At 64.9% G+C, this 15,165-nt stretch carries 11 protein-coding genes and 1 pseudogene; 9 read left to right on the top strand and 3 right to left on the bottom strand.

The window, feature by feature from the left end; all coding sequences use genetic code 11:
• The first annotated feature begins 95 nt into the window (after positions 1 to 95).
• The 7 genes and pseudogenes from NHG85_RS00450 to tagD all read left to right on the top strand — a co-directional run bounded on the left by NHG85_RS00450 (position 96) and on the right by tagD (position 8,879).
• Positions 96 to 1,292, top strand: a pseudogene (locus tag NHG85_RS00450) (IS3 family transposase).
• Between the two features lie 150 nt (positions 1,293 to 1,442).
• Positions 1,443 to 2,546 (top strand): hypothetical protein, encoded by a 1,104-nt coding sequence (locus tag NHG85_RS00445; protein ID WP_253328745.1) that lies wholly within the window; start codon positions 1,443 to 1,445, stop codon positions 2,544 to 2,546.
• Between the two features lie 205 nt (positions 2,547 to 2,751).
• Complete coding sequence (locus NHG85_RS00440) at positions 2,752 to 4,554, top strand: M10 family metallopeptidase C-terminal domain-containing protein (protein ID WP_253328743.1); 1,803 nt, start codon at positions 2,752 to 2,754, stop codon at positions 4,552 to 4,554.
• 67 nt (positions 4,555 to 4,621) lie between these two features.
• Positions 4,622 to 5,419, top strand: coding sequence for an ABC transporter permease (locus tag NHG85_RS00435; protein WP_253328741.1), 798 nt, complete (start codon positions 4,622 to 4,624; stop codon positions 5,417 to 5,419).
• A gap of 43 nt (positions 5,420 to 5,462) precedes the next feature.
• Positions 5,463 to 7,322: a glycosyl transferase gene (locus NHG85_RS00430; RefSeq protein WP_253328738.1), complete on the top strand. Its 1,860-nt coding sequence runs from the start codon at positions 5,463 to 5,465 to the stop codon at positions 7,320 to 7,322.
• 9 nt (positions 7,323 to 7,331) lie between these two features.
• On the top strand, positions 7,332 to 8,420 hold the full coding sequence (locus tag NHG85_RS00425) for a glycosyltransferase family 2 protein (RefSeq protein ID WP_253328736.1): 1,089 nt from the start codon (positions 7,332 to 7,334) through the stop codon (positions 8,418 to 8,420).
• A 69-nt stretch (positions 8,421 to 8,489) separates the two neighbouring features.
• Positions 8,490 to 8,879: a glycerol-3-phosphate cytidylyltransferase gene (gene tagD / locus NHG85_RS00420; RefSeq protein ID WP_253328734.1), complete on the top strand. Its 390-nt coding sequence runs from the start codon at positions 8,490 to 8,492 to the stop codon at positions 8,877 to 8,879.
• On the opposite strand, the gene NHG85_RS00415 is transcribed toward tagD, so the two are convergent.
• Positions 8,876 to 9,850 carry a hypothetical protein gene (locus NHG85_RS00415; protein ID WP_253328732.1) on the bottom strand — a complete coding sequence of 325 codons (975 nt, stop codon included), beginning with the start codon at positions 9,848 to 9,850 and terminating at the stop codon, positions 8,876 to 8,878. The two genes, tagD and NHG85_RS00415, sit on opposite strands and share 4 nt — an antisense overlap.
• Before the next feature lie 134 nt (positions 9,851 to 9,984).
• Here NHG85_RS00415 and NHG85_RS00410 point away from each other — a divergent pair, with 134 nt between their 5' ends.
• A complete protein-coding gene (locus NHG85_RS00410; RefSeq protein WP_253328730.1) occupies positions 9,985 to 12,132 on the top strand; it encodes a CDP-glycerol glycerophosphotransferase family protein in 2,148 nt (715 codons plus the stop codon).
• Here the strand turns inward: NHG85_RS00410 and NHG85_RS00405 are convergent.
• Positions 12,129 to 13,265, bottom strand: coding sequence for a hypothetical protein (locus NHG85_RS00405; protein ID WP_253328728.1), 1,137 nt, complete (start codon positions 13,263 to 13,265; stop codon positions 12,129 to 12,131). The two genes, NHG85_RS00410 and NHG85_RS00405, sit on opposite strands and share 4 nt — an antisense overlap.
• A gap of 56 nt (positions 13,266 to 13,321) precedes the next feature.
• A complete protein-coding gene (locus NHG85_RS00400; RefSeq protein WP_253328725.1) occupies positions 13,322 to 14,488 on the bottom strand; it encodes a nucleotide sugar dehydrogenase in 1,167 nt (388 codons plus the stop codon).
• A 249-nt stretch (positions 14,489 to 14,737) separates the two neighbouring features.
• On the opposite strand from NHG85_RS00400, the gene NHG85_RS00395 reads away from it, so the two are divergent.
• Positions 14,738 to 15,165 (top strand): hypothetical protein (locus tag NHG85_RS00395; protein WP_253328723.1); only part of this gene is annotated, 428 nt, incomplete at its 3' end.

Below are 15,165 nucleotides of genomic sequence, written 5' to 3'. Positions count from 1 at the left end.
CTCAGCTCCTCTCCCAGCCAGGAAAGCTTAGCCAAAAACTCCAGCTTCAGACGGTCGAGTTTTCAGGGGGCAGAGCAATCGCGAAGGAGCAGACGATGCGAAAGAGCCGCTTCACCGAGGCGCAGATCATCGGGATGATCAAGGAACAAGAGGCTGGGATGCCGACTGCCGAAGTCTGTCGCCGCCATGGGCTCAGCCCGGCGACGTTCTACAAGCTGAAGGCTAGGTATGGCGGCATGGAAGTGTCCGACGCCGTGAAGCTGAAGACGCTGACGGATGAGAATGCCAAGCTCAAACGCCTGCTGGCCGATACCATGCTGGACAACGTGGTTCTGAAAGACCTGCTGGGAAAGAACTGACGGTAAGCCATTGCGCGCCATTGGTCCGAGCGACAATGGCGAACGACCAGGCGGCGAGAGGCAGTGCTGCGGGTGATGCGGGATCACAAGATCTCGCAACGCCGGGCCTGCCAGCTTGTCGGTGTCGACCCCAAGACAGTCCGGCGCCCACGCCCGCCGGACTGCCCCGAGATCCGCAAGGAGATGCAGGAGATCGCCGGGAAGCGGCGTCGGTTCGGCTACCGCCGGATTGGCATTTTGCTGGAACGCAAAGGCATGATCATGAACCACAAGAAGCTGTATCGGCTCTACCGCGAGGAAGGGCTGGCGGTGAAGCGACGACGTGGCCGCAAGCGGGCTCGAGGCACGCGCACGCCGAGGCCGGAGGCGGCGCATCCCAATGCTCGCTGGTCACTCGACTTCCTGTCGGACAGCTTCGGCGCCTCGCGCAAGTTCCGCATCCTCGCGGTGATCGACGACTGCTGCCGCGAGAACCTGTGCCTGATCGCTGACACCAGCATCTCGGGCGCCCGTGTCGCGCGCGAGCTGGACGCGCTGGTGCGGATCTACGGGAAACCCTCCTGCATTGTCAGCGACAACGGAACGGAGTTCACCAGTCGGGCCATTCTGAAATGGGCCGACCAGAACGCGACCCCCTGGCACTACATCGACCCCGGAAAGCCGCAGCAGAATGCCTTCATCGAGTCATTCAACGGCAGCGTTCGCGACGAGCTGTTGAACGAGGAGATCTTCGACACCTTGGACGATGCCCGGCGAAAGCTGGCTCTCTGGCGCTACGACTACAATGCCGTCAGGCCGCACTCCTCGCTTGGGAACCAGACGCCGCTCGAAGCGCGCCGGACGCTTGAGCAATTTGAGGGCGCCGCGCCCCGCGCGCTTGCCCGAAACGACCAGTCCAACTACCAATCTCAAACCCGCAAACTCTCGCTATGACCGAGGGACCGGCGGGGGGCAGGTCATGCGGGATCAAAGGTCTTGACTGATGTTCAGACATCATTCGGATCCTTGCCTTCATTGAGCGAAGGTTCGATAAGGCCCCGCCGGTCCGGCCGGATCGATATGATAGTGAACGGAGATGCGCCGATGCAGGTCATCCTTTTCGTCGGCCATCATAAGGTCGGCTCATCGGCCCTACAGACCTACCTGTCCCAGAACGCGCTGGCGCTGCTGCGGCAGGGCATCCTCTACCCTGCGACCGAGAGCCAGGGCCTTGCCACCCTGCTCGAGCGGGCCATGTCCGGTGGCGACCGCCCCGATGCGCCGATGCCGGTCAACATGACCGAGGCGCACAATGCGCTGGCTTTCCGAATGATCTCGGAAGCCAACAAGACCCCGGTGCCGCCGCTGCACAAGGGGCTCCCCGGCACGCCGGCGATGTTCAAGACGATCGAGAGGCAGATCGAGATCTTCGAGCCGAAGGTCGTCATCCTCGCGGCCGAGGTCTTCGCCAACTTCGCGGCGATCTCGCCTAAGATGATTACCCGGCTGGGCAAGTTCTTCGAAGGTGCCGATATCACGATCACCGCCACGCTGCGCCGGATCGACGATTACTTGATTTCTTGGCATGGGCAGAGGCTGCGCTTCGGCCAGGCTCCCCGGGCGCTTCCCGAGGCGCTGGAGCACTATTATCGGAACATTCACTTCGATTACCGCAAGATGCTTTCGGGCTGGATCGAGCAGTTGCCGGAAGCGCAGCTGCGGCTGAGGCCTTATGACAAGGTCGTGGCCTCTGGCGGTTCGGTGCAGGATTTCATGTCGCTCGCCGGTCTGCCGATGCCCACCGATCCCGCCCGCGCGCGCCGGGTCAACGAAAGCCTGCACCGCGGGCTGATCGAGATCGCGAGGCGCGGCAACGCGGCGCTCGAGCCGGCGGTGGCGCATCGGCTGTTCCTGTCGCTGCTGCAACTTGGCCCCAAGCTGGATCTTCCGCCGGCAGCCGAGGTGGAAATGTTTGGGGCGGCTGCGCGCTCCGCCATGGTCGAACGCTTCGCACCGATCCACGACTGGTTGGGAGAGCTCGCCGGGGCCCCCTTCTTCGCCGATTTCGAAGACGTCGCCCGCCTGCGCCCCCACCCCGAAGCCGAGGTGACGCATCTGGCGCTGGAGCGGCTGCGGCAAAGGCATATGGCGGATATTCCGAAGGCCGCTTGGGATCTTCTCGAGAGGATGGATGTCAGAGCAGATTGAAAACCTGACGTAACGCACAATCAATGAGCGATTTACCGCTCGTCTCAAGCCTTTGTTTTGGCGAGTTGCAGCCTGCATTGTCGTCTTTAACGGTCGCTTGATGAAATCATGGAATACTTTGCCGAGTAGGGTGAGATGCCCCTTTTTCGCCGGAATCCGCAGGCATTTGGGGGCAGTTCACTGATATCCTGACGGAGACTTCCCCTTGGCTCGTGACGCGACCCCCCAGCAGATCGCCGATTACCTTACCACCGGCTACTATCATGATACGGGCGGCACCCAGTATTTCTTCAGCCCGGAAGACGGCGATCCGATCAGGGTGGATCTGAGCGGGCTGTCTGCCGGGGGCAAGAAGCTGGCGCGTTGGGCAATGGATGCCTGGGAAGGCGCGGTCGATGTCAATTTCAAGGAAGTCAGCCGCGGCGCCGAACTGACCTTCGGTGATAACCGCAGCGGCGCCAATGTCGCTGCATCCTTCGGTACCGACGGGGTGATCACCTCGGCGCACATCAATATCAGCAACGGTTGGGTCGAGGAGTATGGCAGCACGATCGACAGCTATGCCTTCCGTACCTATCTCCACGAAATCGGACATGTTCTCGGGATGGGCCATCCCGGCGATTACAACACGTCTGCCGACTTCGACCGCCACGCAGAGTTCGGCAACGACAGCTGGCAGATGTCGGTGATGTCCTATTTCGGGCAGGACGAGAACCCGCATCTCGATGCGACCCGTGCGGTCAATGTCGGCCTGATGGAAGCGGACCTGCTGGCGGTGCGGGGGATCTATGGCGAGAGCCGCAACACCCCCACCGAGGGCGACACGGTCTGGGGCGTGAACTCCAACATGGACAACTATCTGGGCGAGATGTTTCGCGCGATGGAGCCGCGCGACACATCGGTGTTCCGCAACTACGCCTTCACCCTGCTGATCGAGGATGCGGGGGGGCACGACAAGGTCGATTTCAGCTATGATGGCCGTACCCAGACGGTGAACCTCGCCCCGGGCTCGATCTCCGACGTGATGGGCCAGATCGACAACATCCTGATCGCCGAGGATACGGTGATCGAAGATTACGCCTCGGGCAACGGCTCCGACGTGATCCATGGCAATGGTGCCGACAACGCGATCTGGGCCAATGGTGGCGAGGATAGGCTGGTCGGCAAGGGCGGCGATGACATGCTGCGCGGCGGCAAGGGGGCAGATACGCTGCTCGGCGGCAGCGGCCGGGACAGGCTCTATGGCGACGAGTTCGACGATCTGCTCAAGGGCGGCGGGGCCAATGATCGCCTCTATGGTGGCAAGGGTAACGACACGCTTCTGGGGCAGGCCGGCCATGACAGGATGCGCGGCGGTGACGCGCATGACAAGATCGTGGGCGGTGGCGGCCGTGACAAGCTCTGGGGCCAGAATGGGTCCGACACGCTCAAGGGCGGCGGCGGAAACGACCGGCTGTTCGGCGGCACCGGCGCCGATACGTTGCATGGTGGCGGCGGCCGCGACCTGCTGGAGGGCGGCGACCAGGTCGACCTGCTGATCGGTGGCGGCGGCAAGGACCGGCTCTATGGCGGCATCGCTGGCGACGAGTTGCATGGCGGCGGTCGGGGTGATCGTCTCTATGGTGGCGACAGTGGAGACGTGCTCCATGGCGATCGCGGCTTCGACCAGCTGTTCGGCGAAGATGGCCACGACCAGCTCTTCGGCGGCAGCGGTCGGGACCGGCTCGATGGCGGCACCGGGAACGACAAGATGACCGGCGGCAGCGGCGCGGATGTCTTCGTCTACAATGGTGGCAACGACAGGATCACCGATTTCGAGGCAGGGAATGATCGGCTCGAATTCGACACGGCCGCGATCGGCTACGGTGATCTGACTCTCGACGATCTGACGGGAATGGCCCGCGCGACCGACGAGGGCCTCGTGTTCCGCTTCGAGACCGGAGTGCGGCTGGTGCTCGAGGGCGAAGCCGACATCGCCTCTCTCGCCAACGACCTCGCCATCGTCTGATCCCGTCCCACAAGACGTCACGGCGGCGGGACTTGCTGCCGTGACGGCAAAATGCTTTGCATCGCGGATGACCCACTCCCCGCTTCCCGTCTTCACGCCGCCCCGGTTCCAGAGCCTGCGCACCATCTTCGCGCTGATGCTGCGTGAGATGAGTACTACCTATGGCCGTTCACCAGGCGGGTATCTGTGGGTCATCCTCGAGCCGGTGGGGGCGGTGGTGCTGCTGTCCTTTGCCTTTTCGATTGTTCTACGGGCGCCTTCGCTGGGAACCAGCTTCGTATTGTTCTACGCGACCGGTTTCCTCCCCTTCAGCGCCTTCATGAGCCTCAATGGCAAGCTGACCAAGTCTTTGCGTTTCTCGCGCTCGCTGCTGGCCTATCCACGCGTCACCTGGCTCGATGCGATACTGGCACGTTACATATTAGCGCTTCTTACCGAAATCACCGTTTTCTGCATCGTGATCACTGGTATCTTGCTGTTTCAGGAAACCCGCGCGGTGATCACGATCGGCCCTATCCTGATCAGTCTTTCCATGGTGGCGGTAGCGGGGGCCGGTGTCGGCCTGATGAATTGTTTGCTCAATGGTCTGTTCCCGGTCTGGGGCCGGATCTGGAGCATCATCAGCCGCCCGCTGTTCCTTGCCTCAGGCGTATTCTTTCTCTACGAGGACATGCCTCAGCTTGCACAAGACATCCTCTGGTGGAACCCGCTGCTGCATGCGGTCGGAGAAATGCGGCGCGGCTTCTACCCGATCTACGAAGCTTCCTACGTCTCCTACACTTACACATTCGGTACCGGCGCTGTATTGATCCTGCTGGGGCTGATCCTGATTAGCCGCCACCACAAGCGCATCATCGAGAACTGAACCGGCGCCGTGCGCCCGGCCGTAACGAGGATTTCCAGCCAAGATGACCCAGACCGCCTGCCCGATCGCCGAAGGCGAGATCTTGCTGCAGACCCTCGTCATGCCGGACCCGGCGATCTGCGGCGAGGCCGATCTCTACGTGCATCGCGACACCGGCGTGGCCCTCGAGCTGGAAAGCGGCGCGCTGCGCTTCGCCGAGGGCGGCACCGCCTTGTTCGGCACCTACATGAACCTGTTCAACCTCGGCGTCTGGAGCCGGGCCTGCGCTCTCGGTGGGCTGGCGGTCAGGCTCAGTGGCGAAGGACGGGTCGCCGCGCAGATCACGCGCGAAAAGGCGCTGCACGACGCAGAGATCCTGGCCGAGACCATGATCGACCTGAGCCCCGATGGCGTCACCCTCGATCTATTCCACGCGCTTGGCGGCGATGCGGAAGGCCTCCCGCCGCAGACGGGGCTGCTCAAACTGCGGCTCGTGGCGCATGGCCCGGCCCGGCTCGACTCCGGTGGTTTCGTGGCCCGGCCGCAGGACGGACCGCGCGAGGTGCGCCTCGCCGTCGCCATCACCACCTTCCGGCGCGAGCGCGAGGTGGCCGCCACCACAGAGCGCATGACGGCCTTCCTTGATCGCGAGGGCGACCGTCTCGGCGCCGAGGCGCATCTCTTCGTGGTCGACAATGGCGGCACCGCCGAGATCGCGCCGCATCCGCGCGTCAGCCGGGTCGAGAACCCCAATCTGGGCGGCGCCGGCGGCTTCGCCCGCGGTCTCGCGCTGGCGCAGGACGGGGACTTCACCCATTGCCTCTTCATGGACGACGACGCCTCGTTCCAGATGGAGAACCTCGTGCGGACCATCGCCTTCCTGCGGCTCGCCCGCTCCGAGGCGGCGGCGGTTTCGGGCGCGATGATCTCCGAGGCGCGCAAGTGGATGATGTGGGAAAACGGCGCCGTCTTCCACCGCATGTGCCGTCCGCAATTCGTCGGCACCGATCTTCGCAACGGCGTGGCGGTCTCGAAGATGGAACTTGCCGCCGCCGCGCCCAAGCCGCCGGGCTTCTACGGCGGCTGGTGGTTCTTCGCCTTCCCGGTGGCCCAAGCACGGCGCTTCCCCTTCCCCTTCTTCGTGCGCGGCGACGACATCTCCTTCAGCCTCGCGCACGCGTTCGACACCGTGACCCTGAACGGCGTGGTGTCGTTCCAGGAGGACTTCTCGGCCAAGGAAAGCCCGCTCACGCTCTATCTCGACCTGCGCAACCACCTGCACCAGCACCTCGTGCATCCGCATCTCGAGATCGGGCCGACCGGCACCACCAGGATCGCGATGCACTTCCTGCTGCGTTCGATCATCCGCATGCATTACGACAGCGCCGAGGCGCAGCTCGCGGCCTGGGAGGACGTGATGCGCGGGCCGGAGTTCTTCGAGGAGAACGCCGACATGTCGAAGCGCCGTCCCGAGATCTCGGCCCTGGCGCGCGACGAGGCCTGGAAGCCGATGCCCGATGCCGCACCCCTGCCCGCCTCCAAGGAGCCACCGCGTTGGTGGGGCCAGCTGATGAAGCTGACCCTGAACGGTCATCTGGTGCCGCTGTGGAGCCGCCTTGCCGGTGCCGCCGAGGTCGCACCTGCCGAGCGCGGGCTGATCTGGCCGCTCTGGGGCAAGGCCCGGGTCCGGTTCCGCGATGCGCAGGGCCGGGGCTACGAGGTGACTCATGACAAGGTGCGCTTCGCGCGGATCATGTGGCGTGCCCTGAAACTCGCGCGGCGCTGGCGGCGCGCGTATCCCGAGCTGCGCGCCGCGCATCGCGAAGGCTACGAACGCTTGGCCGCGCGGGATTTCTGGGAAACGCATTTTCCTGAAGCGACCCCTGCGTCCGTCGCGCAGCGCGAACCGGTTCCGGCTCAGTAGGCGGGCCGGGTGGCGCGCTGGAGCGTACACGCGACCGTGGACGAGCCGATCGAGGTGCTCGCGGCCTTCGCGGCGCATTACCTCGATCTGGGCGCAGAAGAGGTTCACTTGTGCCTCGACAGGCCCGATCCCGCCATCGAGGCGGTGCTGTCGGGCCTGCCCGGGCTTCGGCTGACGACCTGTGACGACGACTATTGGCGAAAGCTTTCCGGACGACGTCCCGCCGATCAGGAACGGCGACAGATCCTGAATGCCCGCCACGCCTTCGCCCGGTGCCGCAGCGACTGGTTCTTCTATTGCGATGCCGACGAGCTCGCCGTCGCGTCCCGCCCCTTCTCCGAGATACTTGCGGCGCTTCCGTTTGAGACAACGCATTGCCGGATCCGCATGACCGAGCGGGTGTTCAAGGCCGAGGCCGAGCCCCGCGATATCTATGACGGTGTTTTCCGCAAGGGAGTCCCGGGCGACCCCGAGCTGATCGCCCGGGCCTATGGCGCCGCCGCGCTCTTCCTGAGCCACGGGCTGAGCGGTCATGCCCTCGGGAAGTCCTTTCTCAGATGTGGCGCCCCGCTGGAGCCGTGGATGCATTTTCCCCGGCCGCGCCGGCTGGGGGCGCTGCGCGCCCGGCTCACACCGCGCGTGGTGCAGGGCCCGCTTCTCGACGAAGGCTGGCTCGTGCATTTCGACGGCTTCACCCCGCTGCACTGGCAGCTCAAGCTGCTGCGCTATGCGCGGGCCCGCGACCATGCCTTCGCGCAGGAGCCGCTGGCGCTGCGATGCGCGGCGCGGGCGTTGGGGCGTTGGAACGGCGCCTCGCGCCCGGCCTATCGGCGCCAGACCCGCGGGCGCGAGGCGCAGCTCGTCGCCGTGACGGACCCGGCGCAGCGCGCGGGAATGCTGGGAGCGATCCGCCTGCAGCCCGACCGACGAGCCGCGCTCGCCGCGGGCAACGCCCTCCTCGGCACAGGGCTGAATCCCGCCGCCGCGGCGCGCCGGGCCCTACCCGATGCGGGGCTGGATTTTTCGGTTGCCGGTTTCGACGCGCGGTTGCGCGACCGCCATGCCGATCTGGCCACCGCGCTGGCCCAAGCTGCCTGACGGTTGTCAGGAGGCGACCTAGCGTCTAGAGCAGTGGCTAGCCTTGAGCGCATCCACCTGCGGGGACACATGAAACGGGTCATCACCTACGGGACCTTCGATACCCTGCATTACGGCCATATCCGGCTGCTGCAGCGGGCACGCGCGCTCGGCGACTACCTGATCGTCGCGCTTTCGACGGACGAGTTCAACGCGCTCAAGGACAAGACTGCCTTCCATAGCTGGGAGGAGCGCAAGGCGCATCTCGAGGCACTGCGCTATGTCGATCTGGTGATCCCGGAGAACACCTGGGAGCAGAAGCGCGAGGACGTGCAGCTCTACAAGGTCGACATCTTCACCATGGGCGACGACTGGCACGGCAAGTTCGATTTCCTCTCCGACCTGTGCGAGGTGGTCTACATGCCGCGCACCGAGGGCATCTCCAGCACGATGATCCGTGACAAGATGCGCACCGGCTAGGCGGCCGGGGAGCTGCCTTGCGAGGCCCGCCAGTCTTTTAGCGCCGTTTCAATGATCTTGCTGGCTTCTGCGACAGGGCGGCCTTCGACCGGACGGTCTTCCAGCAGTGCCTGCACCTCGTCTCGCGGCCAGCCCAGGACCTGCGCCAGTGCGGACCGATAGCCCCGGCCATAACGCTTTTGCTCCGGCGCAACCCGCTCGGTCCAGTTCTGTACGAAGAGATCGGGATGCCGCTCACGGAAATACGCCAGAAAGACCCTGCCTTGCGCCGGCTCGATCCCGTGCTTGTTCGTGCGGCGCAGGACCTCGGCACCGAGCGCGCCGTCGCTTTTGACGTTGGCGCGGGACTCGTTTTGCGTGGCAGGCAGGATGCCCTGCAGCCCCGCCGCCTGCATGAAACGCGAAGTCGTGTCTCCGGTCTGGGCATAGTTTAGGACAGTGAGCGCTTCGCCGAAGATCGCATGGAAATTGCGGGCGATGTGCAAGTAGTCGAAAACGCCCATCTGGCCCTGCAAGTGAACGTATTTGGGATAGGGCACGGCATTGCCCCGTCGCATGGTGAACTGCCGGTAGTAGCTGACCTTGTAGTCCGACAGGCGTCGCAGGAAGGCAATGCCTGCGATCCGGTCGAACCCAATATCGGCGAGCTCGGTAGTGAAGCCGCCCAGCATCGGCAGGTAACGCGGGTGCGACCACGCCTCGCTCGATATTACTACCTTCGAATGCGGGGTCTCCTTGAGTTCCCGCCGCAGCGAGCGCATCGCGTAAGGCGCTGCCTCATCGCGCATAAAACGGGCAAGCAACCGGCGATGACGATGGCCGACCTCTGGGTTCTTTACCAGTCCTGCCTCGGGATAGAGCACACCTGCCCGGAAGAGCGCGTCCCGGTTGGCATAGAGCGTGTTCTGCAAGGAGCTCGATCCGGTCTTGTAGGTCCCCAGGTGCAGGATTGCCGTTCTTTTCTCTGCCATTGCGCCCTCCGCTCACCCGATGCTGCTTCGGGTCCATGTTGATGGCCGTTGGGCGGCTCTATACAATGGTGCAATTGCCAAGCGCCAGCCGCTCTCGCCATGATCAACGATTAGTCCCAAGGATTTGCCATCACATGACTGACCCTGATCTGCCCGGGGTTCTCCTCGAAGCGCAAACTGCTTGGACCAAGGGCGACTGGCCACGCGCCGCCGATGCCTGGAACGAGGTCGCGCGCCACGCGCCAAAGCATCCCAAGGCCATCGAGAAGGCCTGCATCGCTTTGTATCGGGCTGGCCAGTCCGATGCGGCCGATGCAACCTTGGCCAAGGCGATCGCGCGAGATGGCATGAAGCCTGCATACCTTGCAGTGCAGGGTGAAACCGCAATGGAGCGGCACGACTGGCGCACTGCGCTAGAACATTGGCACCGGTTGCGCCGCACAGCGCCGCGCCGGCCCAAAGGTTGGCATCGCGCTGCACAGGCACATTTGGCGCTCAATGAAACAGAGCGCGCCGAGGCGCTGTGCCTTGAGGGGCTGGAGCGCTGGCCACACGACAAGGCATTGCTGGCGCGGTATGTCGAGGTGGCACTTCGCGGCGACCAGAGAAAGACGGCGGCGACACGACTTGCCGCGGCACTGGCGCTACATCCCGATGACAGGGTGCTGCGCCGACTTGAGAAACGATTGGCGCGGCCTCGGCCTCGGCCTGGCCGGTCGGCCGCGCCCCGGCCGGCCACATTGCGCGCACGGTTAGCGCGGCTGCGCTCCCGGCTGAAGCGGCTCTTGGGGCCGCGCCCAGCTGCGCCGGTCCCGGTTTCCGATCCTTCCGCTTCCGATATCCCGGATACTACTGCTCGGCAGGCACGCCCTGACAAGGCTAGGATCCGTGCCCTGAGCCAGCGCCTGACCGAACTGCAACGCCAGCGCTCCCCCGCCGGGTTGCAGCAGCGCATCGACGAGGCGCGCGGCGCTTGGGCGACCCGGCTGCCGCTGCCCGACCATGCGGGTCTGATGCGGCATTTCGACCGCGCCGAAACCGATCCCCGGCTGGCACGGCTGCTGGCGGGAGACACCGACCGCAACCCGCCGCGCGCGCCCGGCGATCCGATCCGGGTGGTCTTCTTCTTCCCGCGTGTCACCCAGACCGACAACCTGATGCCGCTCTACGAGCAGATGCACGGTGATCCGCGGTTTCACCCGCTCATCCTGTGCTGCCGCACCGAGGACAAGGCGCAGGCCGACGCCCATGCCTTCTACGCCGCCAAGTATCCTGCCAGGGACGGCCACGAGGTGATCGATGGCGGCCATGTCAGCGTGACCCCGAGCTTCTACGAACTCGACGCCGACATGGTGTTCTACCACACCCCCTACAGCCTCAACGCGCAGCGCCCGTTCTACCTGCGCGCCGATTTCGCGGCGCGGCACGCCCGCGTCGCCAACGTCACCTACGGCTATCCCCTGCTGTCGCTCGACACCAAGAGCCACCATGTCTACGCGGGCGGCCACGTGAAGCTATGCGACATGGCCTTCGCCGAAAGCCCGGCCTGCATCGAGCCCTATGGCCGTCATCTCGACCCGGCGCGGATCCATGTCACCGGCTACACCAAGGTGGACGAGTTTCGCCGCCATCTCGATCCGACCCCGTTCGAGGATTTCGCGCCCGGGGCCGAGCGGCTCGACGTGATCTGGACCCCGCATTGGCAGCTACCGGGCGATCCCAAGGGCGACACAGAGACCTCGAACTTCCTGCGCTACCACGAGATCATGCTGAAGGTTGCGGCCCGGCCAGACGTGAAGCTGCACGTGCGCCCGCACCCGCTGCTGCGGCAGCGGCTGAGCAACCTCAAGATCATGAGCTTCAGGCGCTATGACGCGATCATGGACCAGTTCCGCGCCGCAGGAGCCGAGGTTTACCCGGCCGAGGAGGGGGTGAGCTACGTGCCCGCGCTGATGAAGGCGGCGGTCTTGATCTCCGACTTCAGCTCTCTGGTCGCCGAGTACACGATCACCAACCGCCCAATCATCTTCTGCCGGACCGAGGACGTCTGGACCAACGGCCGCTGGATCGGCGATTTCGGGCGGGCCCTGATCGAGAACTGCACCTACCCGGTCGATGATGCCGCCGGTCTCGAGGCGAGCCTCGAGACCATCCTGTCGAGCCGCCGCCACCCCAAGGCGAAGCAGATGGCGCGCTTCGTGGAGGAACACGCCCTGTTTCCCGAAGGCTCGGCCTGCGCGCGGATCTGCAACGTGATCGAGAGCCGGATGCGCGCAGCCTAGGCAGTGCGTCCTTCCGAAAGCATCGCCGCGTAGCGGGTCTCGCGCAGATAGGCCGGCCAGTTGCCCTTGTTGTTGTCGAGCATCTCGTCGACCAGCCGCGCCATGGCCTGGATGCCGATGATGGCATCGTGGCAGAAATGGTCGCGCGGCCGCCAGGATTGCGCCTCAGGGAGCGCGGTATCGACCGCTCGGTCGAGCTCACGCTCGAAAACGGGGGTATCGGCGAAAAGGCCATGATCAAGGTTGCGCGCATCCTCGAGGTAGTCGCGGCGAATTTCTTCGGCCAGAGCCTTGTGCAGGGCCGGCTTGGTGCGCTGACGACGCGTCTCGCCAGCATTGAGCAGCCGGGCGACCTCCCAGCCGAGCATGATCGACAGCGCTTTGCCACGGTGCCTGACTTGCTTCTGGACAATTTTCAGGACCATCAGGTCCTCGATGCAGAGAGACTCGTTGGCCACAGCGCTGTTGGGCAAGGACGCGCCTTGTGCGTCCGCTCCGAAAGACTGCAAGACAAAGTCGTCCAGCACCGAGCCGTGTTTCAATGTATCACGCAGCATGGCGCGTAGCCGTAGCCGGCTACCGAACTGCATGTGCCAGTCTGCCAAGCGCGGAGCATAGATGAAACGCCCCCGTTTATAGGTGCGATGGTGGAACCGATCGGGCGTGTCTAGTACCTGTCCGATCTTGACGTTCTCGACAAAGCTCGACAGCACCCGGGCGGCATGCGGACGCACGTAGCCCAGCACCAAGTGGTCCGAAACATGTGGCAGCACGCAATCGGAAAGAGCTGCGCGTACTTCCTTGGCTCCGAGCCCTTCGAACTCTTCCCCGGAGATCACGGCGTAATCCGCACCGCTTTCCCCGATCTGCCTGCCGATCTCCATCAGCCCTGGCCGACCTGGCTGGTCCGGTGGAGCCTTCTGGCCCTTGGTATGGGCCTCGACATGGGCGCGCAGGTAATTGTGACTGACTTTGCAGGGGTAGATGATCCGGTGCCCCGCGAGAGCGATGCTCCCCTTGGCGAGAGCCTCTTGAATCGAGCTGGAACCGGTCTTGTGGTGACCGATATGAAGAATGAGCTTGGGAGGCATGATGGGTATGGACTCCGGTCGGATCGCATGGGCGCGTTTCATGGCCGCGCCGACACGGTCTCCGACATCGCTCCGATGGCGTCAAGAAATGGACGGTCTCAGTCGCTGCCGAACAGGTCGCGGGTGAAGACCTTGTCGGCCACATCCGTCAGCTCGGCATCGCGGCGGTTGGCGAGGATCAGGTCGCAGTCGCACTTGAACCGTGCGAGATCGCGCTCGACCGGCGAGTTGAAGAAGCTGTCGGCGGCCAGTTCGGGCTCGTAGAGCACCACCTCGATCCCCTTGGCCTTAATCCGCTTCATGATGCCCTGAATCGAGCTGTCGCGGAAATTGTCCGAGCCCGTCTTCATCACCAGCCGGTAGACGCCGACGCGCTTGGGCGCACGGACGATGATCTGGTCGGCGAGGAAATCCTTGCGCGTGGAATTCGCGTCGACGATGGCGCGGATCATGTTCTGCGGCACCTCGCTGTAGTTGGCGAGAAGCTGGCGCGTGTCCTTGGGCAGGCAGTAGCCGCCATAGCCGAATGAGGGGTTGTTGTAGTGGCTGCCGATGCGCGGGTCATGGCTGACGCCCTCGATGATCTGGCGGCTGTCCATGCCATGGCTCATCGCGTAGCTGTCGAGCTCGTTGAAATAGGCCACCCGCATCGCGAGATAGGTGTTGGCGAAGAGCTTGATCGCCTCGGCCTCGTCCGGGTCGGTGAGCAGCACCGGCACGTTCTCGTCGAGTGCCGCACCCGCCAGCAGATCGGCAAAGGCGCGGCCGCGGTCCGACCGCTCTCCCACCACGATGCGCGAGGGATGCAGGTTGTCATGCAGCGCCTTTCCCTCGCGCAGGAACTCGGGGGAGAAGAGGATTCGATCGGTCGCGAAGCGCGCGCGCATCTCGGTCACGAAGCCCACCGGCACGGTCGATTTCACCACGATCACCGCAGTGGCCGAGGCGGCCAGAACCTGCGCGATCACCGCTTCGACCGATGAGGTGTCGAAGGCGTTGGTCTCGGGGTCGTAATTGGTCGGCGTGGCGATGATGACCCAGTCGGCCTGCCGGTAGGCCTCGGCCGCGTCGACGGTCGCGTTGAGGTCGAGCGCATCATTGGCAAAGCAGCGCTCCAGCTCCGCATCCTGAATTGGCGCCTCGCGCTCATTGACCATCCGCACGCGCCATTCCGACACATCCACCGCGATCACCGGGTGATGGCGCGCCAGCAGCGCGGCGTTTGACAGGCCCACGTAGCCCAGTCCTGCGACAGCGATTTTCATAGAAACCTACCTCTGTGTCACGACCCGCCGTGTCGGCATTCCAAGGGGTCCGGCCGAAAGCGCGACCATGGCCCCGGCTGTCTCGCGCTCTTTCTCAGGTTTCGCGACGCAAGGGAAGAGGCCGGGCGTCGGCGGGCTTTGTCGCATTCGTCCCTAAACCGCGGCAAAGGCCGTGGCCGCGCCGCGCCCGTGCCCGCGCCCCGGCCCCGCGCCGCGCCATACCTGCGCTTGATCCGATGGAGAGGCGCGATGGCCCGGCTGGAACTCACCGAACGCGGCCGCAGCGCCGAGGATGCCGCGATGCCGCGGATCGCCGCGCTGTGCCTCGGACCCGAGGCCGACAGGCTCTATTCGCTCGGCCTTGCCGGAGGCCGGATCGAGAGCTGGGATCTCACGGGCGGCGGGATCGAGGCAGATCAAGCGGAGGATCTCGGCGGCGCGGCCCAGCCCGGGGCCTCGCCCGGCCTCGCCCTACTCGATCTCGATGGCGACGCGGTGCTGTTTTCAGCCGAAACCGGCACGCCGCGGCTTTACGATCTCGGCGGCAACGGCGCGATCGGCGCGGGCCGCGCGCTGAGCGTGCCCTCATGGCGCGCCGCGCCGCTCGACCCGGAGGTGGTGGCGCTGCCGAGCGGCGGGCAGATGGTCTATGCGGGCCTTTCCGACCGCCCCGGCAT

It is taken from the genome of Limimaricola litoreus, assembly GCF_024159025.1.
Classification (GTDB): domain Bacteria; phylum Pseudomonadota; class Alphaproteobacteria; order Rhodobacterales; family Rhodobacteraceae; genus Limimaricola; species Limimaricola litoreus.
Note: the sequence above shows the minus strand (reverse complement) of the source record. Positions and strands in the feature narration are given on the sequence as shown.